Origin of the sequence: Shewanella polaris, from assembly GCF_006385555.1 — a bacterium.
GTDB lineage: Bacteria > Pseudomonadota > Gammaproteobacteria > Enterobacterales > Shewanellaceae > Shewanella > Shewanella polaris.
Window position 1 is genome coordinate 3,922,695 of sequence record NZ_CP041036.1, and the last position, 20,814, is coordinate 3,943,508.

A 20,814-nucleotide genomic window follows, 5' to 3' on the forward strand; every position below is an offset into this window, starting at 1 on the left:
TACTGACTGAGATGTTTACTCAAGGAGGTATTTATCTACTTTATGTGCCTATTTTGCCATGATTAGCCCACATGAGTCCCGTGATTGTGGGAAATAAATCGTATATGCGATATTATCTGCACCATTATTCTATTCTCAAATATCAAGTTGTAATTAATGATCAACATTAGCCAAGCTCAGTTAATTCGCGGCAGTAAAACCTTACTCGATGAAACCTCACTGACGATTTATCCCGGACATAAGGTTGGCCTTGTTGGGGCCAATGGTACCGGTAAATCATCACTGCTTGCCTTGATTTTGGGTCATTTGCATCTTGATAAAGGTGAATTCAGCTTCCCTGCAGGTTGGCAAGTTGCCTCAGTAGCTCAAGAAACACCAGCGTTAGATGTCTCCGCATTAGAATACGTTATTGATGGCGATATTGAATACCGTCAACTTGAAGCCGAGTTAGACAAAGCTCAAACCGATAATAACGGTAATGCCATTGCACTTATTCATGGCAAAATTGATGCTATTGGCGGTTATGCCATTCACGCTCGAGCAGGCGCGTTATTAGCCGGCCTAGGGTTTAAGGATGTAGACCAACGCAATCCAGTCAAAAGCTTCTCTGGGGGCTGGCGAATGCGCCTCAACTTAGCCCAAGCCTTGTTATGCCGCTCCGATCTATTGTTACTCGATGAGCCAACCAACCACTTAGACTTAGATACTATGTATTGGCTAGAAGGTTGGATAAAATCTTATCAAGGTACGCTTATTTTAATTAGTCACGATCGTGACTTTATTGATGGCATTGTCGGTGAAATTGTTCATGTCGAAAATCACAAATTAAATTATTACAAAGGCAATTACTCTTCTTTTGAACGTGTGCGTGCAGAACGTATGGCACAACAACAAGTGGCCTTTGAGCGTCAACAGAAAGAACGTTCACATATGCAGTCATTTGTTGACCGATTTCGCTATAAAGCCAGTAAAGCTAAACAAGCACAAAGCCGCTTAAAAGCCCTCGAACGCATGGCTGAGTTATTGCCATCACAAGTAGACAATCCATTTCAAATGGCCTTTAGGAAACCTGAAGCCTTACCAAATCCACTAATAGTGATGGAAAATGTCTCTATTGGTTATGAAGATAAAATCATCCTCAAGCAAGTTGAGTTAAATCTGGTTCCAGGCGCGCGAATCGGTCTATTGGGCAGAAACGGTGCGGGTAAATCGACACTTATTAAACTGTTATCAGGTCAATTACAGGCCAAAACGGGTAAATACCAACCTAACCCAGGGTTAAACATTGGTTATTTTGCTCAGCATCAAGTTGAATTTTTAAGTCTTGATGATACCCCAATGCAACACTTGGTCAGACTTGCGCCGCCTAATGCTAGCGAGCAAGAATTACGTAGCTTTTTAGGTGGATTTGGCTTTAATGGTGATATGGCTTTGTCGCCCGTACGACCTTTTTCTGGCGGCGAAAAAGCCCGCCTAGTATTAGCATTAGTCGTTTGGCAGCGCCCTAACCTATTGTTACTCGATGAACCCACCAACCATTTAGATTTAGAAATGCGCCACGCGCTCACTATGGCATTGCAAAGCTTTGAAGGCGCAATGGTTATTGTGTCCCATGACCGTCACTTATTACGCTTAAGTTGTAGTGACTATTACTTAGTAGATCAAGGCGCTGTGACACCTTTTGACGGCGACTTAGATGATTATCATCAATGGTTGCTAGATGCCGCAAAATTGGCCCAAGCCAACAATAAAACGGATACAGCCACCAGCGGTAACACGGTTGATAAAAAGCAGCAAAAAAGAATGGCCGCTGAACTACGCCAACAAGTTTCACCTCTGAAAAAACAACAAATAAAGTTAGAGACCCAACAACAGAAAATTAGTAAAAGATTAGCAGAATTAGAAATTGAATTAGCCGATGGCAGCTTATACGAAGCAGAAAACAAGGCTAAAATGACTAATGTTCTCAACGAACGCACCACGCTGACGCAAAGCATGGATGAAAGCGAAATGAATTGGTTAGAGATTCAAGAGCAGATTGAAGTTATTGAACAAGATTTTCAATAAACAATTGATTCATATTAACTTAGTATTAATTGAGTATTGATTTATTATCATATTTAGTGTCTATTAATCACATCGATACAGAAAAGGAAATGGCATGTCGCAGTCTATTCATCACCAAATGTTTAGTCACACAATTTGGCGTCATTGCGAGCAAAATTATTCAGTTAATCCTGAGTTTTACATACACTTACAAGACAGTTACCAAGTAAATATTAACATTTTATTATTAGCCCAATACCTTGATCAACAACATTACGTTTTGACGCAGCAGCACTGGGAAACATTAACCAGTGTAGTGGATAAATGGGAAGCGAATGTGTTACAACCTTATCGACGATTACGTCGGATCACTAAGGTTTACTTGGCCAGCGACGAGTATCAGAATATGCTAGATGTTGAGTTAATTATGGAACGCAAATCTCAAAATATGTTGTTGCAGAAGTTAAATTTACTGGATGGAGAAACGGTTAATTCCGATGATTCTGGATCTAGCAATATACAACATTATCTAAGCTTATTTGGTTTAGATGAAACCATTATGCTTGAGTTAATTCCGCAAGGTGTCATTCGTTCTTAATACACAATCACTTATTATATAACTTGCGCACAGACAATTTTACTATCACACCCATAACGGCATTTTAAGACGATAAAAATGGCTATCATGTCATGATGGTTAATCTATAACGTAAATTAACCGTTCGTTATGGCAAAACATAGCGGACAAAGGCAATAAAGAAAAGAGTTGGCTCCCGCTCACAAGCACTAACTGGATGACAGAGAAATAGCGCCACGACAAAGCCGGTGCCTTGTAGCTCATGTTTAAGTAATGACCAAAAAATCGCTGCAAAAAAAACCTTGAAAGATCAGCTGGCCCTATTCATTGCCAAAATCAGTCTATCGCTCGCTAATACCGATACATCCTCCTCAGTATCACTTGATATACCGACCATAGCCAGTATATCAAGTTAATTGAGTTAACTAGCTTGAGTTAGCCTCTCAGCTAATGCTGTTGCATTTCGTGCGACAATCCCATAAATAGACAATTGAGGGTTAGCCCCCAAACTGGTGGGAAATACCGAACCATCCATGACCGATAAATTTTCAAGATAATGAGAATGACCAAAGCCATCGACCATTGAAAGGGTTTTATCTTCACCCATTGCACAACCTCCCATCACATGGGCTGAGGCGACAATGGTTTTTAATAAACCTAAATCTGCGTTATTAATCGCCTGCTTCGCTTCACCCCACGAATTAAGAAAAGCCAAGCCATCATGCATTGGTAACACCTTTTTAGCGCCGGCAGCAAACTGCAGTTCCGCCATAGACAAAAATGCTCTGCGTGCACCATCCCAAAAACCTTGGTTTAACGGATAATCTAACGCAAAAGTGGTGTCGGTTAACCTTACCTGTCCACCAGGACATTGTTGATTGAAACCATCACGAATAAGCGCAATGGTGACCTGCATTTGGTTAAAATTAGCCATTAACTGTGCGTGGCTCACACCATAACCAATGGTTTTAGATGCGATCAGCACTGGATGTACAGGCGCAACTTCAAGCTTATAACCTAGATCGCCACTTGCACCATCACGCCAAACAAATTCATCTGAGTATATGGACTGCGGCGCACCACTGTGACCATTAATTTGTTCCGCAAAAATTCCGCCCGATAGCAATGACGGATGTAAAAACGTTTTACCTAATTGCTTATGCGGATCAGGGGTATTTGAACGCATTAAAATCGTCGGCGTATGAATAGCCCCTGCACTTAAAATATAATGCTTAGCGGTGAAGGTAATCTTAACTGACGTTGGTGCTAAACCTTCTGTTAATGCCTGAGCCGTTAAGCCAACAACTTGATCGCCTTTATGTTCAAGTTTGATTACCTTAGCCCGAGAAATCAGCGTTGCACCTTTATCTAATGCGGCAGGTATGGTGGTCACTAGCATTGATTGTTTGGCGTTAACAGGACACCCCATGCCGCAGTAACCGGTATTCCAACATCCTTTTACATTGCGTTTAATAACGGTGTAATCCCAACCTAACTTTTCGCAACCCTCTCGCAAAGCACCGTTATTACGGTTGGGCTCAAATTGCCACTGCTCAATATTGAGCCTCTGTTCCATTAGCTCAAACCAAGGTAGTAAATCTTGCGAAGACAAACCTTTTACCGACTTTTCTTGCTGCCAATAAGCTAAGGTTTGCTCGGGTGTTCTGATGGATGTGGTCCAATTGACTGTTGTTGAACCGCCCACAGTTCGGCCTTGAAATATACCCACGCCTTTATCTGCGGTTTTCATCGCCGCCGCTTGTTGGTACAAATTAGGATAAGCGTGACGTTCTTCCATATCAAAGTGAGTTGATGATTTAAGCGATCCACCTTCAATCATAATCACTTTTAAACCCGCTTCAGTGAGTATCTCTGCAGCGGTACCGCCACCTGCTCCAGTACCAACTATAACTACATCAGCGTCAAAGTGACGATCCATTTCTAAGGTACTGGCATCAATATGATGCCAGCCTGAGCTTAATCCGGTGATAATAGGATCAATAATGGCCAAGGGAGAGCTCCTTACATAAGGGATTAATGCGCGTTATGCACCAAGAAAGTGGGCTTTACATAGCGTAAATTGCCCCAATGTTCCGGACAGGCATAGTAACTTGCCATTATCAATTCACGTAATCCGTTATAAGCGGTTGTTAACATGTCCAAATAGTTATGACGCCAAAACTCTAACATGTCGATCAATTGCTGTGGTTCACGCATTAACAGCGGTGTCATACTGCCACTTAGCAATAATAAGCCAAAGCGTCCTTCAAGCAACTCCAGCAATTCCATCAACTCTTGTTGTTGCTCAATGGGTAAATGAGTTATTGATTGCGAAATCGCATCTAAAGTGCGATTAATCGCAATCTCTTTGTGGCTAGGCACTTCAGGTAATGCACCATCTAAGAACACTGGGATCAGTACACTAAACAAGACTCGGTGATGAATATCATCCATCGAATTGGTGACACTTGGCGAATACAAGTTAACACCTAGCGCGAGTGCCGCAGTTCCGACAAAAGCACCAGTAATAAAGGATCGTCGCTTCATTTACTTCCCTTTGAGTTTATTGTTGTCAGTATTTTTTATGTGGTAAAGTGGCACGACAAACATTTAAAAATACGTTTAAATTTCACAAACAATTGTAGAATTATTCCATTTATGAAAAAGCTGTTTACTCCGCCTTGGTGGGCTGCAAGTCCACATATCCAAACGATTCTACCATTGCTTTTCAAAGTAGCCAGACCAACAACATTTAGACAGCGACAAGAGTTACCTGACGGCGATTTCATCGATTTAGATTGGTTAGGCCAAGCTCAAAATGGTGAGCCTATCTTAGTGATTATTCATGGCCTTGAAGGTAACACAGAATCACATTATGCACGCAGAATGCTCATTGAAGCAAAAAAAGCCAAATTGTCTGCTGTTGTTCATCATCATCGAGGCTGCTCTGGTGAGCCAAATCGCCTAGCTCGCAGTTATCATAGCGGCGATGTTAACGATTTTGCATTTACCCTAGCACAACTAAAACACTATTATCCTGATTCACCTCTATATGCCGTTGGCTACAGTTTGGGCGGCAATGTATTGGCAAAATACCAAGGTAGCACCGAACGACACAGCCTACTTGAACGGGCTGTTGTAGTGTCTGCACCGCTCAAGTTAGCAGCATGTGCCAAACGCTTAGAAAGTGGCTTTTCAACTCACTATCAGCGATTCTTAATAAAGCGCTTACAACAGAAAATGCTCGATAAAATTAATACCCCAGAGTTGGCCGAGCAAATGCCTATCAGTAAAAGTCAGCTGAAAAAACTGGATACATTTTACTTGTTCGACGATAAAGTCACCGCGCCATTACACGGCTTTACTGACGTCAATGATTACTATCAGCAATCTAGTGGCCTTGCTTATTTACAACATATTACTAAGCCCACATTAGTGATCCACGCCAAAGATGATCCCTTTATGACTGATGATGTCATCCCAAATCAAGAGCAATTATCACCCATGGTTGAATATGAATTGCATGATTTTGGCGGGCATGTCGGGTTTATTGAAGGTGGATGGCCTTGGAAACCACGTTTTTACCTCGAACATCGTATTCTGGAGTTTATTCAACTTGCTGGAGCTACAGTATCCGAGTACGCCCCTCCATCTTCCCAGCGAGATCTTTAATAGGAATACACCATGCTTGTGCCGTATGAAGCTTTACTGTCATTACCCCAAGAAACACTGCAAGGTATCATAAAAGAATATTTATTATCGCAACTTGAAGACGGCAGTTTTAGTGATGCCGATCAGCAACAATTAGCTAGAGCAATGGAACAATGTAAGCTCGCACTAAAAAAAGGTGAGCTAGTGGTTGAGTTTAGTGAGGATGATGAGTCTATTGCGATACGACAACGCGTCCATCTGCCGACTAGTCGCAATAAAAAATGATATTATTTCGACAAAATAATCACATTGTTACCTCTGAATAATTGACCGACGGGTGATAATTACCGTATAACTAGTGACTCGATTTTTTGCGTCCACAACATTACCTAGGCAAATAACATGTCAGCAAAACACCCTATTATTGCTGTAACTGGTTCATCCGGTGCTGGCACAACAACGACAACTACTGCCTTTACTCATATTTTTAGACAGCTAGGTATTACTGCAGCATTCGTTGAAGGTGACAGTTTTCATAATTTCACTCGCGCAGAAATGGAAGTATTAATTAGAAAGTCACAGGCTGAAAATCGTAATTTAAGTTATTTTGGTCCCGAAGCGAATAACTTCAAAAAACTCGAAGAATGTTTTACCAGTTACGGTGACACAGGTAATGGTCAGACTCGCAGTTATTTACATACATTCGACGAAGCCGTTCCATTCAACCAAATGCCAGGTACGTTCACCCAGTGGCGTGATTTACCTGAAAATACCGATATGCTGTATTACGAAGGACTACACGGTGGTGTGGTAACAGAAGACGCTGATGTGGCTAAACATATCGATCTTTTGATCGGCATGGTTCCGATAGTCAATTTAGAATGGATCCAGAAAATTATTCGCGATACCAATGATAGGGGTCATAGTCGTGAAAAAGTAATGGGTTCAATTGTGCGCAGCATGGACGATTATATTAAACACATGACGCCACAATTCTCACGTACACATATTAACTTTCAACGGGTTCCCACCGTAGATACCTCTAATCCTTTTAGTGCAAAAGACATTCCGAGCTTAGATGAAAGCTTTGTTGTAATCCGCTTTCGCGGTATTAACAATGTTGATTTCCCTTATTACCTTAATATGATCCAAGGCTCATTTATGTCACGGGTCAATACGCTGGTTGTGCCCGGAGGTAAAATGTCATTAGCGATGGAATTAATTTTGACTCCATTAATTAAAGACTTAATGGATAAACGTATCGAGTTGCAAAGTCTAGATGATATTAAGCTCGATTAAGCTTGATTTAAGTCAGAAAGACTAAGATAACCGCATCGTGATTTCAGGCGAAATAACGACAGTTGATGTGTTTAAAGTACTAATCCCCCTTCTCGATCTGTTAGTGCATTAAGCACATCAACGCAATCCAATGCCCCGATACTCAAGCCAATATCAACTTTAATACCGTTAAGTGAACCTTAGCGTTTTATTGGCACTACATGAGTGGAATAATTTCTCGATAAGCTTGATTATTTTGGTACTGCTTCAAGCGTAAAATAAATTCATCACTGCGCGCAATCTCCGGTTTATTTCTCAACGCATCAATCGCTTTTTTCTGAGCATCAATAGCAGAAGTAAAATCACCTATTTCTGCATAGGCTGCAGCAAGGTTATCTAATACCGTTGGGTCATTTTGATTATGTTCAAGTAATTTTAACGAAATCGACAGCGCACGTGATCCATCACGATATTGAGCTTCAGGACATGTGGCTAATATCCAAGCTATATTACCCATTGATATTGAATCACCTGCAGCACTAAACTGCTCCATCGCTTTACCACAATTACGTATAACACCATCGCCACCAGCAGAATAAATAAACCCTAAACGAAAATGAGCCCATTTATCTCCTTGCTCAGTCATTTGCAGATACCATTTTTCTGCCAATGCTAAATCTCGTGGAAATAATTTACCTTCAAAAGATAAGTCTGCTAATGTTTGTTGCGCTTTGATATTTTGCTGCTGCGCGGCAAGATTAACCCAACTTAGCCCTTGTTTAATATCTTGAGCAACATATCGCCCCGAAAGGTTCATTAACCCTAATAAAAATTGGGCATCTGCATCACCCTGCTTGGCTTTAATCTGAATATGAACCAGTTTAGTCGCTGCCAGAGATTGGCTCGAAGGGGGAATAACAAACGCATTAACAGGCAAACCTAGTCCACTCAATAGAGCAACACACACAATAACCCCGATTTGACTAAGTTTTTTCACGCAGACCTCGACAACTATTTATTATACTGATTAAATAACATTAGCTAACTCATGCAACCAATACAATAGACAAATAACATTAGCTATAATTCAATCTCAGTGATAATTAAACAAATTTACAAAAAAAGTCGACTTTCATCACAAACAAAATAAAATTAATCTAAAATTTAACAAGTTAATATACACTACGCACATCTTTAAATACGATCTCTATCAAAGTTTTCATCGTTTCAATAACGTAGAATCCTTAATTAGACATTACTTACTTTCATTTTTAATCAATCGAGGAATATCATATGGCTCTGATTGGTAAGCCAAAACCTGACCCAACATTAGAATGGTTTCTTTCACATTGTCACATTCATAAGTACCCAGCAAAAAGCACGTTAATTCACGCTGGCGAAGATTCTGATACTTTATATTATATCGTTAAAGGTTCGGTCGCAGTATTGATCAAAGATGAAGAAGGTAAAGAAATGATCCTTTCTTATCTGAATCAAGGCGACTTTATCGGTGAGCTTGGATTATTTGAAGAGCAATCTGAACGTACCGCTTGGGTTCGTGCTAAGCAAGCATGTGAAATTGCAGAAATTTCTTATAAGAAGTTTAAGCAACTCATTCAGGTAAATCCTGAGATCCTGATGAAACTTTCGGCGCAAATGGCCTATCGTTTACACAGTACTAGCCAAAAAGTAGGCGACTTAGCGTTTCTTGATGTCGCTGGCCGTATTGCACAAACGCTATTACACCTTGCCAAACAACCAGATGCGATGACACATCCTGACGGCATGCAAATTAAGATCACTCGTCAAGAGATTGGTCAAATTGTCGGTTGTTCACGTGAAACTGTTGGCCGTATTTTGAAAATGCTTGAAGAACAGAATTTGATCCAAGCACACGGTAAAACAATAGTGGTTTACGGCACACGCTAAATACGACTAAGGCTAAATGTTCAAACCTTGATCATAAAAGCTTCAGCTTGATTTAAGCCAAGATACTTAAAGTGGTGTTCATACTCTGAACGCCACTTTTTTTATTTTGGAGCGACCATGAATAGCTTGTTTTCTATAGCCATAAGCAGCTTAATGGCCATCACCATTAATCAACAAGAGATTCCTGTAAAAGAATTCCCTCTAGATCATGACAACGTCCAAAAATTAGTATCTTCTGGTAATATACCTTCATTAGATGATTATTTAGCGTGGGTGTCACAATATTGTGATGGTCACTTAATCGATGCGCAGCTATATCAAGATAAAGATAAAGACAAATGGCGCTATGATCTGCAATTTAAACTAACACATGGGCATGTTATTAATCTGCAATTAGATGCAGCCAATGGCATACAGGATTCATTGAATCAATTACCGAGCGAATGTACTAAACATGAAACTGTTACTCGTTGAAGATAATCCATTACTCGTTGCCGAGCTTGAAAAACAACTCAAGCAAGCTGGTTATATTACAGATGTCACAGACAAAGCTATTGAAGCAGATTATTTGATCAAAGAAACCGATTATGACTGTGTCATTTTAGATATAGGTTTACCAGACGGCAATGGCTTGTCGCTGCTCACTCAATGGCGAGACCGCGGCATCACAACCCCGGTAATCATGTTGACGGCCCGAAGCCAGTGGCACCAAAAGGTTGAAGGCTTTAATGCTGGTGCTGATGATTACTTAGGTAAACCCTTTCACACTCAAGAGCTACTAGCGCGAATTCAAGCCCTTATTCACCGAGCTCATGGGCGAATTAATTCTTCCTCCAAACAATTATGCTATGCCGGGGTTAATTTAGACGAAAACGAGCAAAAAGTGACCGTCAATGAACACGTATATGAATTAACATCCATGGAGTTTAGATTACTGAAAATTTTCTTAATGTCGCCTAAAAAGCTGCTATCTAAACAGCAACTTACAGAGAAGCTTTATCAATTTGATGATGAAAAGGAAAGTAATGTTGTTGAAGTTTACGTAACTCATTTACGTAAAAAGCTCGGTAAAACAGCTATCGAAACCCGTCGTGGCCAGGGTTATATTTTTCATGGCATTATTGAATGATCTCGATTCGTTTTAAATTGAGCTTATGGCTCAGTGGATTAGTCATCATTGCCACCCTCATAGGCTTATTTTTGTTTGAGTCAATGCTGCGAGATGCGTTTCACGACTCGATTATTAACCGCCTAGAAGAAGATTTAGAACACATTATTATCGCCACCCGACTTGATGAGGGTGAGTTGGTTATCGACCAAAGCCAATTATCCAGTTTCTACCGACCCGCCTATTCAGGACGATACTTTCAATTAAATTTACCTGACCGTACTATTCGCTCTCGCTCATTATGGGATGCAGAATTACAAATTGAGCCATTACAAGCGCAACAGAAGCGAGCTTGGCAAGCAAAAGGGCCTAGAAATAATGATATGCAGCTGTTATCCATTGGCATTGGAGCACCAAATAGTCACAACACAGCCACACTCACCGTTGCCCAGGATTTAAGCATTGGCCGACGAGTATTTAGCGAAGTATTTGGTACTAAACTAGCAATCAATATTGGCATGTTATTGGCCATGATTACCGGTATTTTTATCATCTTACGTCAATCATTTAAACCTGTTAATCAAATCCAAGGTACGCTGGCTAAATTGCGCGAAGGTGAAATAGCCTCGTTAACAATCTCACAAATTCCAGCAGAAATCCGCCCGCTAGCAGAAACCTATAACGAGCTATTAGACTACACAGCCAAACAAATTGAACGCAGTCGCAATAACCTAGGCAATTTAAGTCATGGCTTAAAAACCCCATTAGCGGTGATGCAGCAGCAAGTGGAAGCGCTCGGACTCAGCCATCCTGATGCTGCAAGCGCAATGCAACAGCAATTAGATTTAGTTCATAAAATGATTGAACGTAAATTGGCCGCGGCACGGATCACCGGAGACATGTTACCCGCGGCGCAACTTGCAGTACCCAAGGATTTCGATGGATTAATCCAAACCCTTCATAAAGTGCATCACCAACGGGTTATTAATTGCAGCATCATTAATCCACAACAGATTAGCCGTATTCCAATTCATCGCGAAGATGGCATGGAATTATTTGGTAACCTACTCGATAACGCTTTCAAATGGGCACTAACACAGGTTAATGTCAGCATAGATTATTTACCTTCTGGTGGTATTCTTGTACAGATTGAAGATGATGGTAAAGGTGTAGAACAACAACAAATTGCATTACTCACCTCCCGAGGCACCCGATTAGATGAAGCGACAATGGGCCACGGATTGGGCTTATCGATTGTTAAGGAGATATGCGACCAATATGGCTTCGTATTGCAATTTAGTCGTAGCAAGTCATTACAAGGGCTTAATGTCAGCATTTTGATAAACCCCTGACCTTGGTATTCTATTCAGCTAATCGCACTCCATTTCGCCAATAGTCGACTACTCAGCCAATACTATTTTGTTACATCATTGCATTGGTGCTTTCAAAAATCTTGTCTGCTGATGCCGCAACAAAGCCAGTATAAAGCTGACCATTATCCATTGGATAACGACGGGCGAATTCGTAGAAACAACTAGGAATTTCAGCATCACCATCAGTAAACTTTACCATCACTTTATCAGCCATGGTAGAAGACTGCTCTAGCAATACTTCTGGCGAGCCTTTAATTTCACCACCTGAAGCATTTAAGACAAAACCAGCATCTTTCAAAGCTTGGTTAACGTCTTCAATGCGTTCAAACTGAGGCAGATCATTAATAGAAACGGTAAAGTGATTAGCACGATATCCTAATGCTGCAACCCATGCTGCGTACTCACTCTCGGCAAGCAATGATTGGTAGGTCGCTTTATCTAAATCCCAATGACGCCCAGAATAAATAAAATTATCTGCCGTGGTTGCCGCAACATCCACTTGTTCAATTAAACCATGAATGCTCTTTTGCAACTCAGGGCTAAATTCTTCTACTAACAACTCAGAGATAAACACCTTCGGCTGCTTTGGATCCGGATGCTCAAAGTGCTTGGCTATCAGTTTTTTCTGTTCAAACTTATAATCGCCACTATCGACATAACCGATAGAAGTGAAATGCTTAGCCAATACGCTTAAATTCACCTTAGCGATATTAAAGGTACGCAAGGCGATATGGTCATTGATGATTGGCGCGCCATGACCTAATAGTTGATGAATTTTCGCTGCTGAAGGCGTCATCTGAATGTAGTCTTGCCATAAGGCAGCAAACAAAGCATTTACGTCAGTATGCATGGTTAAATCCTTCTAAAATAATGTTGGCAACTTCTGTCACCAACATGATCACCCGATAAACTTATCAGTTAAATTGATAAACCTGGGCTTAAAGTAGCAGGTAAGCTTACTGAATCGGCTTCCATTGAAGCGACTGGATAAGCGCAGTAATCAGCAGCATAAAATGCACTTGCACGATGATTACCCGATGCACCAACACCACCAAATGGTGCTGCGCCTGACGCGCCAGTGATTTGCTTATTCCAATTAACAATACCAGCACGAATACGCGCTAAAAAGTAATCGTAATCTTCTCTACTATCTGCTAATAAACCTGCTGATAAACCATAACGAGTCGCATTAGCTAAATGAATCGCTTGATCAAAATCGCGGTAACGAACTAACTGCAATAATGGGCCAAAATATTCTTCATCTGGTAATTCAGCGACTTTAGTGACATCAATTAAGCCTGGAGATACTAAACCAGTACCGGCTTCAATTTGCGCCAACTCAACTAAAGAAACGCCACCTAATGACTGAAGCGTCGCCTGAGCGGCAACCATGCCACGCGCTGCAGTTTCAGAAATCATCGAGCCCATAAATGGCTGTGGTTGCGCGTTCCAAGCACCAACTTTGATTTGCTTAACCGCACTAACTAACTCTGCAATTAACGCATCGCCTTGAGCGCCTTCTTCAATATATAAACGACGGGCACAAGTACAACGCTGCCCAGACGAGATATAAGCAGACTGAATAATGTCATGTACCGCAGCTTTAGTATCGGTAACGCCTTTAACGATAAGCGGATTATTGCCGCCCATTTCTAAGGCTAAAATTTTACCCGGATGCCCCGCATATTGTTGATGTAAAATATGCCCAGTACGAGAACTACCGGTAAAAAATAAACCGTCAATTTGCGGGTGTGATGCTAATGCTTTACCTGTTTCGACTTCACCTTGCACTAAGTTAACCACACCTTGTGGTAAACCGGCTTTGTCCCAACACTTCAACATTAACTCAGCCACTTTAGGTGTTAGCTCTGATGGCTTAAATACCACAGTATTACCGGCAAGTAATGCTGGCACTATGTGTCCATTGGGTAAGTGTCCTGGGAAGTTATATGGGCCAAATACCGCAACTACACCATGAGGCTTATGGCGCAGCACGGCGCGTCCTGCAGGTAAATCATTCGTTTCAGTACCGGTACGTTTGTCGTGAGCTTTTGCTGACAATGCTATCTTGCCAATCATAGCGCCCACTTCAGTGGCCGTTTCCCACTGTGGCTTACCAGTTTCTTGAGCGATGGTTTCTGCTATCTCGGCTTTATTAGCTTCTAGTTGTGCGCGATAAGCTTCAACAATGGTTAAGCGGGCTTCATATCCCAACATAAACCAATCAAACTGCGCCGCACGAGCGGCATCAACCGCCGCATTCACTTGAATAGCGGTCGCGGTGTTACCTTGCCAAATTACGTCACCATTGGCAGGGTTTTTTGAGTTAATTTCATGACCTTCGCCAGCTAACCACTGACCTTGAATATATTGTGTCATTTCTTGCTCCTACATTGCTAAAACACGAATTTGCTCACCTTCAACAACCATAAGAGCGGTCGCGATTTCAGGGCTAAGCACAACATTATCGTGTTCATCAGAGACCAACAATTTAGCCGCCGATGCACGATAATCAGCAAGCGAGGTGTTGGAAATAATAAAGTGGTGATCGCCATGTGGCATTTTGCCAATACTGACCGTGAGCAAACGACTCTTTTTTACTGAGCGAATATCACCGATTGAACATTCAACCGTTGGACCACCATCAAAAATATCGACATAGTTGCGGAATTTAAACCCTTCCGCCTCCAGTAAACGTAATGCTGGCTTGGTATTCTTATGGACTTCACCAATCACTTTTTGAGCTTTTTTAGGCAACATACACACGTAAACAGGGTTACGTGGCATCATTTCTGCCATAAAAGATTTCTTACCTAAACCGGATAAGTAATCGGCTTCGACAAAATCGATGCCTAAAAAATGATGTTGTAACCATTCATAAAAAGGTGAGTCACCATGTTCATCACTCACACCACGCATCTCGGCAATCACAGTTTTCCCGAAGCGTTCAGGATGTTGAGCCAATAATAAAAAACGCGATCGCGACAGCATGCGACCATTATTACCTTTACGATAACCGTCTTTTAAAAACAGAGTGCACACTTCTGCTGCACCTGTGTAGTCATGGCACAATGTCAGGGTTTCAACTTCATTGCGGACAGAGATTTGTTGAGAATGATAGACTTCTGTACCTAATCGATAATGATAAAAAGCATCGTTCATACCGACAGCAGCTTCAATACCACAAGTACCGACAACTTCACCGGTTTTCATATCTTCAAGCACCATCAAATACCCTTCATCGAAAGGTTTATCTACATGCTTAGTGAAAGATGCTTCTGCCCTAGCAATCTTTGAACGCAGTAACTCTTCGTTAACTGGTAAAGATGTAAAACCGTGGCCTGACTCAACTGCGATAACATAAAGTGCATCGTAATCACTTGCACGGATAGGACGTATGATTAACATCTTAATCTCCTCATTGCGCCACAAAAGAACTGCGCTGGAAATCTTTCCGCGCATATTCACTTTGTTGGCGAACCCAAACAAATAAGTGCAAGCTTGGCTAGCACTTATTTGTTAATTAACCCGCTACCACTTTTGCAACTGCACGTTCAAAACGCAGTAAGCCTTCAGCGATATCAGCTTCTGGGATAACCAATGAAGGAGCAAAACGCACTACGTTTGCGCCGGCCATCAAACTCATTAAGCCTTCTGCGATAGAAGCAACCAAAAACTCACGACTACGACCTTCATATTGTTCATTTAATACCGCGCCAATTAATAATCCTTTACCGCGCACCTCACTAAACACATGATATTTGGCATTAATTACCGCTAAACCGTCACGGAATAGCTGTTCACGATGCTTAACACCGTCTAATACTTCTTTGGTGTTTACCACGTCCATTACCGCATTTGCGACAGCACAAGCTAGTGGGTTACCGCCATAAGTTGAACCATGAGTACCAATTTTTAAATGAGCAGCAATTTTTGCCGTTGTTAACATTGCTGCAATAGGGAAGCCACCACCTAACGCTTTAGCGCTAGTTAAAATATCTGGCACAATATCAGTACCCATGTAAGCAAATAGCTCACCAGTACGGCCTACACCTGTTTGTACTTCGTCAAAAATCACTAGTGCGTCGTGCTTATCGGCTAAACGACGTACTGCTTTTAAGAACTCAGGATCACCATTGATAATTCCGCCTTCACCTTGAAGAGGTTCAAGCATAATGGCGCAAGTTTTGTCTGAAATTACCGCTTCAAGTGCAGCGATATCATTAAATGGCACATGCGTAATACTTTGTGGCTTAGGGCCAAAACCGTCAGAATAAGCAGCTTGTCCGCCAACCGTTACAGTAAAGAATGTACGACCATGGAAAGCTTTATCAAATGCGATGATTTGATCTTTATCTGCACCATGGTTATCAAGTGCATAACGGCGAGCCAATTTTAATGCAGCTTCGTTCGCTTCAGCCCCTGAGTTGGCAAAATAGACACGTTCAGCAAATGTGGAATTAACTAATTTTGTGGCTAATTCGAGTGCTGGCTCGTTGGTCATGACGTTTGATAGATGCCATAACTTTTCGCCCTGCTCTTTTAATGCAGACACTAAAGCTGGATGACAATGACCTAAACAATTTACTGCAATGCCACCTGCAAAATCGATGAATTCTTTACCTTCTTGATCCCACACTCGGCTACCAGCACCGCGAACAGGAATAACTGCAGCGGGCGCATAATTAGGCACCATAACTTTATCAAATTGACCACGGGTTAAATTCATTTCTACACTCATTGCATTTTATCCTTCAGGTTGTAAACGGCTTAGAAGCCGCTGTTTCCGCTGTTTGCTTTATATTTTGTAAGTGCGTTAGCGGAAGTTTGTATAATTTATGCGACATTATTAGCGAAAATGTGATCAAAATACCAGTTCAGTAAAATTAACTTCTGCAGACTTGATTGGCATTATGCATAAAGATTGAAAAATATGACTAAAACAAGCGTTTATCAGGGGGGTATTGAACATAAATAGTCATAAAAAAAGTTATTCCACCGCTATTTGTGTAACTATTCATTAAAAGTGAATAAATACACGTTTTTAACATTTGTCATTACGATAAAAATCGTACTTAAAGTAAATCTAATTTACGAAAGTTTTGCCCTTTTAGCCGTATTAATTCTTGCTCTGAAAATTGATAATAATCAAACATGATTCGTTTTTCTTGTGGATCGATTTGTTGTTGCTCTTCTAGTAGAAGCACTTTGGCATAACAACTTGCCTTAGCCACCATGGCAGCATCCACAGACAACTCTGTAAAATGGTAATTTTGATCTAATTCTTTTAACACCTGAGTAATCGGTGAATCATCAAATTTAAGTAAACTTAACAGTTGCCAATTTAAACAATGGCTATGCTGCATTACTTGCTCTAATACCGCTTGAGCAGGAAAGTCCGTAGCCAGAATAGCATCGTACACTTGTTTATCTCGATCGTGGCTGGCTTCACTTAGCCAAGTCCCCTTGATTCTATCAAAAATATGGCCACTTTGGCTGAGTATAATAGAGGAAGCAAATTGGTACATTAAGGCACAGATATACACCAAGTTCGGGTCTTTATTTTGTAACTTAGCTAAGGCTTGCGCTGCGATGGCGCTTATCATGCTATACCGCCATAACTTACGGGTGACCCAAAATAAGTTTGCATTATCTGAAGGTAGCCAGTGACGTAGACAAAAATAGGGGATAAGTAAGCGCAAATTTTCAATACCAATATAGTTTAAACCCAACTTAATATCAGTGACTTGAACGTCGGCATGGTTAGGACGAAGGTGAACAGACGTTGGATTATTGATTAAATTTATTAAATCTCGTGATAGCCAGCTAATACTTTCTATAATCGGTCGTAAGCGGTTGATATTAACATCCGGCTCTAATAACAGATCAAGCAGTAAAATTTGGCTTTCACTGCTTCCCGATGCATCTAAAATCATTTGTGGATAAGTTAAGGTATTTTCAATCGTACAGTTAACCGTATTCGTTAATTGAGCCGATACATCGAGATACACACTATTTTCGTTAGTTTGCTTCTCAATGCGCCGCTTTAATGCTTTACGCTCAATATCAAGCTTATTAGCGTTATCTTCTAGCTCCAGGTTCAATTCATCAGGCATAGCACAAGCTTTGTGCTTACCGACAATCAGTTGGTTATAGAGACGGCGTTCAATCTCGATAACTTTACCTGGTCTAACTCCACCCGCTATTGATATTGCCACTCATGTTGCCTTTTGCTGTTTCAATCACTTAATAATAAAAATTAAGGCTTCTCAAAGGAAGCCTTAATACCTATTTTTTGAACCTAACGCTGACTATTTCAGTTCTTGTTCAAACAACTTATAAATCCGACGGTATTGATCTAACCAACTTGAAGGTTGCTTAAATCCATGTGGCTCAACTGGGTAGATAGCCGTTTCAAACATCGGTTTTTCTAACTCTATCAGGCGCTGCACCATACGGACACTATCTTGGAAAAATACATTGTCATCTAACACACCACTCATGATCAGCAATGGTTTTTGTAACCCTTGAGCATGTTCTATTGGTGAGCTACGCTCATAAGCAATAGGATCAACGTCAGGCGTATTTAAAATATTAGACGTGTATGGGGCATTATAATGTGCCCAATCTGCTACTGGGCGTAATGCGGCCCCTGCTTGGAATAACTCAGGCTCATTAAATAGCGCCATAAAGGTGAGGAATCCACCATATGAACCACCATAGGTACCAACACGTTTGTTATTAACATTAGCATTTTTAGCCATCCAAGCCACACCATCTTTTAAATCTTCAACTTCGGGATGACCCATATTACGATAAATGGATGTACGCCAATCACGCCCATAGCCTTTTGAACCACGATAATCCATGTCCATCACCACATAACCTTGTTGGGTAAGTAGGTTATTAAACATAAACTCTCGGAAATAACCCGAAAATCCATAATGGGCATTTTGTAAATAACCCGCACCATGATTAAACACTACAGCAGGATATTTATCAGCTTGCTCAGCATCGTACCCTTGCGGCAAATAAACTCGAGCATAGATTTGTCCCGCACCATGGCTTGACGGAATCGTGACTATCTGCGGAGCTTGCCAAGGGTATTGTGTAAACTCTGGACTTGTGTAGTTAGTTAACTGGGTTATTTCCCCGCCAATAGGCTGAACATATAACTCATCTGGGTGTAGGGTCGATGAGGCAGTCAACAGCAGTGATTGTCCATCAGGACTTAAACTGTAATCCAATGTGCCTAACCACTGAGTCAATTGCTCTGTTTTACCATTAGCAATCTCAACACGGTAAACATTGTAACTACCGGGATGGTCCTTATTGGCACGATAATAAAGGTATTTAGCATCTGGGGATAAGGTCACACTATCAACCACATATTGACCATTAGTTAAAGCGGTTACTTCACCGGCGGCAGTTTTGGTATATAACTGTGAAAAACCAGACTCTTCAGATAAGTAGTACATGCTATCTGTACCCGCTATCCAACCAAATTGGTTATAATTATAGTTAACCCAGGCGTCGTCATGTAGACGGTGTTCGGTTATCAGTTTACCTTTTTTTAAATCAACACTCGCAATCCAACGATCTTTATTATCAACAGCTTCAAGCATTATCAATAGTTTGTCGTCGGTACTATTCCACTGGATAGCACTTTGGTTCCATTCCCAATCCTGTATTAATTGGATTAAACGCGGCGATTTTTCACTTTTATATGTTTTGCCTTCCGCTTTAGCATTTTCAGCTTTAACACTCGCTAACACATCTTGATCAAAACCGGTTAATCCTTCAATAGTAATGTCTTTTTTACTGTGTTCTACAAGGTCAAGTAATACTAATCGTTGACCAGGGAATACATCTTCAGCAACACGTGAACGCGCCGGTACAGGCTCGACATAACCATCTTGGCCTAAATAGTTAGGCATAATGTCGTGTTCTGAGCGCCAATCATAATTCTTATCGGTTAACGCTAATACTACGTAGCGTCCATCTGGCGACAAACTCATTTCAGAAACAACTTCGGCATCGCCTAAATACCAAGGTCTAGCTGAAAAAGTGGGGTCTTCTTTAGCCAACGAATCTCGATACTCATCTCGAGCAAGGCTGTTCTCATGTTGCATGGCAACATATTGAGTGAGTCTCTGTTGTTGCTTGGCAATAAAACTACTTGGCTCAGCAATACCTTTGGGTTCGTTGGCCATTTGAATAGCAGCAATTTGTTCTATTAACCCACTAGAATTGTGTAGACGGAAAATATTATTACCTTGCCAAAAAGCAAGGTCTCCATCGTTTAGGAAACTTACGCCATTAATCGGATCATTTTGTCGGGTAATTTGCTTTATCTCACCGCTTGATAAGTCTTTTACAAATACGTTGCCTTGATAAATATAGGCTTTTTGAGTCTTTGCCTGATTGAATACACCATTGCGCTGATCGGCGAGGTGCAACTGATTGAGCGCAAGTTTGTTTGCTGCAGGCTGACTGATGGCTTGCTGATAAAAATCACGGACCGGAGATTGATGTGCTTGGCGGCTAAAATAAACTGACTGACTGTCATCACTCCAATAGGCGCCTTGAGCAAATATTCCCATCCAATCTGGATTGGCCATAATTTGATTAAGTGTCAACGGCTGTTGCGCTTTTGGAGGTTGTGCTAATGGCGCGGTCAATGTTGTTGCACTCGGCGTTGCGATAACCATTGTATCGTCATGTTTGGCCGTGGCAGCACAGCCACTTATCATTGCCAAAGAAAGTGCGCTCACCGCAAAGTTTCGCATAAAGCTTGTCATGGTTATCCCTTTTATTATTTTAAGCGTTATTTATAGCACAAATAGACGCGA

18 protein-coding genes are annotated in these 20,814 nt (G+C 41.2%); 9 read left to right on the forward strand and 9 right to left on the reverse strand.

What is annotated here, in order from left to right; genetic code table 11:
• Window positions 1-156 precede the first annotated feature (156 nt).
• The gene (locus FH971_RS17050; protein WP_140235118.1) at window positions 157-2,067 is read left to right on the forward strand and encodes an ABC transporter ATP-binding protein; all 1,911 of its coding nucleotides are present in this window, start codon (window positions 157-159) and stop codon (window positions 2,065-2,067) included.
• Between the two features lie 94 nt (window positions 2,068-2,161).
• On the forward strand, window positions 2,162-2,644 hold the full coding sequence (locus FH971_RS17055; protein WP_140235119.1) for a TIGR02444 family protein: 483 nt from the start codon (window positions 2,162-2,164) through the stop codon (window positions 2,642-2,644).
• Between the two features lie 400 nt (window positions 2,645-3,044).
• Here FH971_RS17055 and FH971_RS17060 read toward each other — a convergent pair whose 3' ends face one another.
• Both FH971_RS17060 and FH971_RS17065 read right to left on the reverse strand, forming a co-directional pair.
• Entirely contained in the window at window positions 3,045-4,634 is a 1,590-nt protein-coding gene (locus tag FH971_RS17060; protein WP_140235120.1) for a GMC family oxidoreductase, read from the reverse strand.
• Between the two features lie 23 nt (window positions 4,635-4,657).
• Entirely contained in the window at window positions 4,658-5,170 is a 513-nt protein-coding gene (locus FH971_RS17065; RefSeq protein ID WP_140235121.1) for a TAT leader-containing periplasmic protein, read from the reverse strand.
• 111 nt (window positions 5,171-5,281) lie between these two features.
• Between FH971_RS17065 and FH971_RS17070 the strand changes: the two genes are divergently transcribed.
• The 3 genes from FH971_RS17070 to FH971_RS17080 all read left to right on the forward strand — a co-directional run bounded on the left by FH971_RS17070 (window position 5,282) and on the right by FH971_RS17080 (window position 7,573).
• Window positions 5,282-6,295, forward strand: a complete 1,014-nt coding sequence (locus FH971_RS17070) for a hydrolase (RefSeq protein WP_137225512.1) — start codon at window positions 5,282-5,284, stop codon at window positions 6,293-6,295.
• Between the two features lie 12 nt (window positions 6,296-6,307).
• Window positions 6,308-6,559: a YheU family protein gene (locus FH971_RS17075; protein ID WP_140235122.1), complete on the forward strand. Its 252-nt coding sequence runs from the start codon at window positions 6,308-6,310 to the stop codon at window positions 6,557-6,559.
• Between the two features lie 117 nt (window positions 6,560-6,676).
• On the forward strand, window positions 6,677-7,573 hold the full coding sequence (locus tag FH971_RS17080) for a phosphoribulokinase (protein WP_137225508.1): 897 nt from the start codon (window positions 6,677-6,679) through the stop codon (window positions 7,571-7,573).
• A gap of 196 nt (window positions 7,574-7,769) precedes the next feature.
• On the opposite strand, the gene FH971_RS17085 is transcribed toward FH971_RS17080, so the two are convergent.
• On the reverse strand, window positions 7,770-8,549 hold the full coding sequence (locus FH971_RS17085) for a tetratricopeptide repeat protein (protein WP_140235123.1): 780 nt from the start codon (window positions 8,547-8,549) through the stop codon (window positions 7,770-7,772).
• Between the two features lie 296 nt (window positions 8,550-8,845).
• Here FH971_RS17085 and crp point away from each other — a divergent pair, with 296 nt between their 5' ends.
• The 4 genes from crp to FH971_RS17105 all read left to right on the forward strand — a co-directional run bounded on the left by crp (window position 8,846) and on the right by FH971_RS17105 (window position 11,941).
• Window positions 8,846-9,481, forward strand: coding sequence for a cAMP-activated global transcriptional regulator CRP (crp, locus tag FH971_RS17090; protein WP_137225504.1), 636 nt, complete (start codon window positions 8,846-8,848; stop codon window positions 9,479-9,481).
• Window positions 9,482-9,598: 117 nt separating this feature from the next.
• Complete coding sequence (locus FH971_RS17095) at window positions 9,599-9,955, forward strand: PepSY domain-containing protein (RefSeq protein WP_140235124.1); 357 nt, start codon at window positions 9,599-9,601, stop codon at window positions 9,953-9,955.
• Entirely contained in the window at window positions 9,936-10,610 is a 675-nt protein-coding gene (locus FH971_RS17100; protein ID WP_137225500.1) for a response regulator transcription factor, read from the forward strand. The genes FH971_RS17095 and FH971_RS17100 overlap by 20 nt, the downstream gene beginning before the upstream one ends.
• Entirely contained in the window at window positions 10,607-11,941 is a 1,335-nt protein-coding gene (locus FH971_RS17105) for an ATP-binding protein (protein ID WP_137225498.1), read from the forward strand. Before FH971_RS17100 ends, FH971_RS17105 begins: the two co-directional genes overlap by 4 nt.
• A gap of 70 nt (window positions 11,942-12,011) precedes the next feature.
• Here the strand turns inward: FH971_RS17105 and FH971_RS17110 are convergent, their stop codons facing one another.
• The 6 genes from FH971_RS17110 to FH971_RS17135 form a co-directional block, all read right to left on the reverse strand.
• Window positions 12,012-12,812 (reverse strand): DUF1338 domain-containing protein, encoded by an 801-nt coding sequence (locus FH971_RS17110; RefSeq protein ID WP_137225496.1) that lies wholly within the window; start codon window positions 12,810-12,812, stop codon window positions 12,012-12,014.
• A gap of 68 nt (window positions 12,813-12,880) precedes the next feature.
• Window positions 12,881-14,341, reverse strand: a complete 1,461-nt coding sequence (gene astD, locus FH971_RS17115) for a succinylglutamate-semialdehyde dehydrogenase (protein ID WP_137225494.1) — start codon at window positions 14,339-14,341, stop codon at window positions 12,881-12,883.
• A 9-nt stretch (window positions 14,342-14,350) separates the two neighbouring features.
• Window positions 14,351-15,370: an arginine N-succinyltransferase gene (gene astA / locus FH971_RS17120; RefSeq protein ID WP_140235125.1), complete on the reverse strand. Its 1,020-nt coding sequence runs from the start codon at window positions 15,368-15,370 to the stop codon at window positions 14,351-14,353.
• Between the two features lie 115 nt (window positions 15,371-15,485).
• On the reverse strand, window positions 15,486-16,703 hold the full coding sequence (locus FH971_RS17125; RefSeq protein WP_140235126.1) for an aspartate aminotransferase family protein: 1,218 nt from the start codon (window positions 16,701-16,703) through the stop codon (window positions 15,486-15,488).
• A gap of 334 nt (window positions 16,704-17,037) precedes the next feature.
• The gene (locus FH971_RS17130; protein ID WP_140235127.1) at window positions 17,038-18,180 is read right to left on the reverse strand and encodes an HDOD domain-containing protein; all 1,143 of its coding nucleotides are present in this window, start codon (window positions 18,178-18,180) and stop codon (window positions 17,038-17,040) included.
• A gap of 93 nt (window positions 18,181-18,273) precedes the next feature.
• On the reverse strand, window positions 18,274-20,763 hold the full coding sequence (locus FH971_RS17135) for a S9 family peptidase (RefSeq protein WP_140235128.1): 2,490 nt from the start codon (window positions 20,761-20,763) through the stop codon (window positions 18,274-18,276).
• Window positions 20,764-20,814 lie beyond the last annotated feature (51 nt).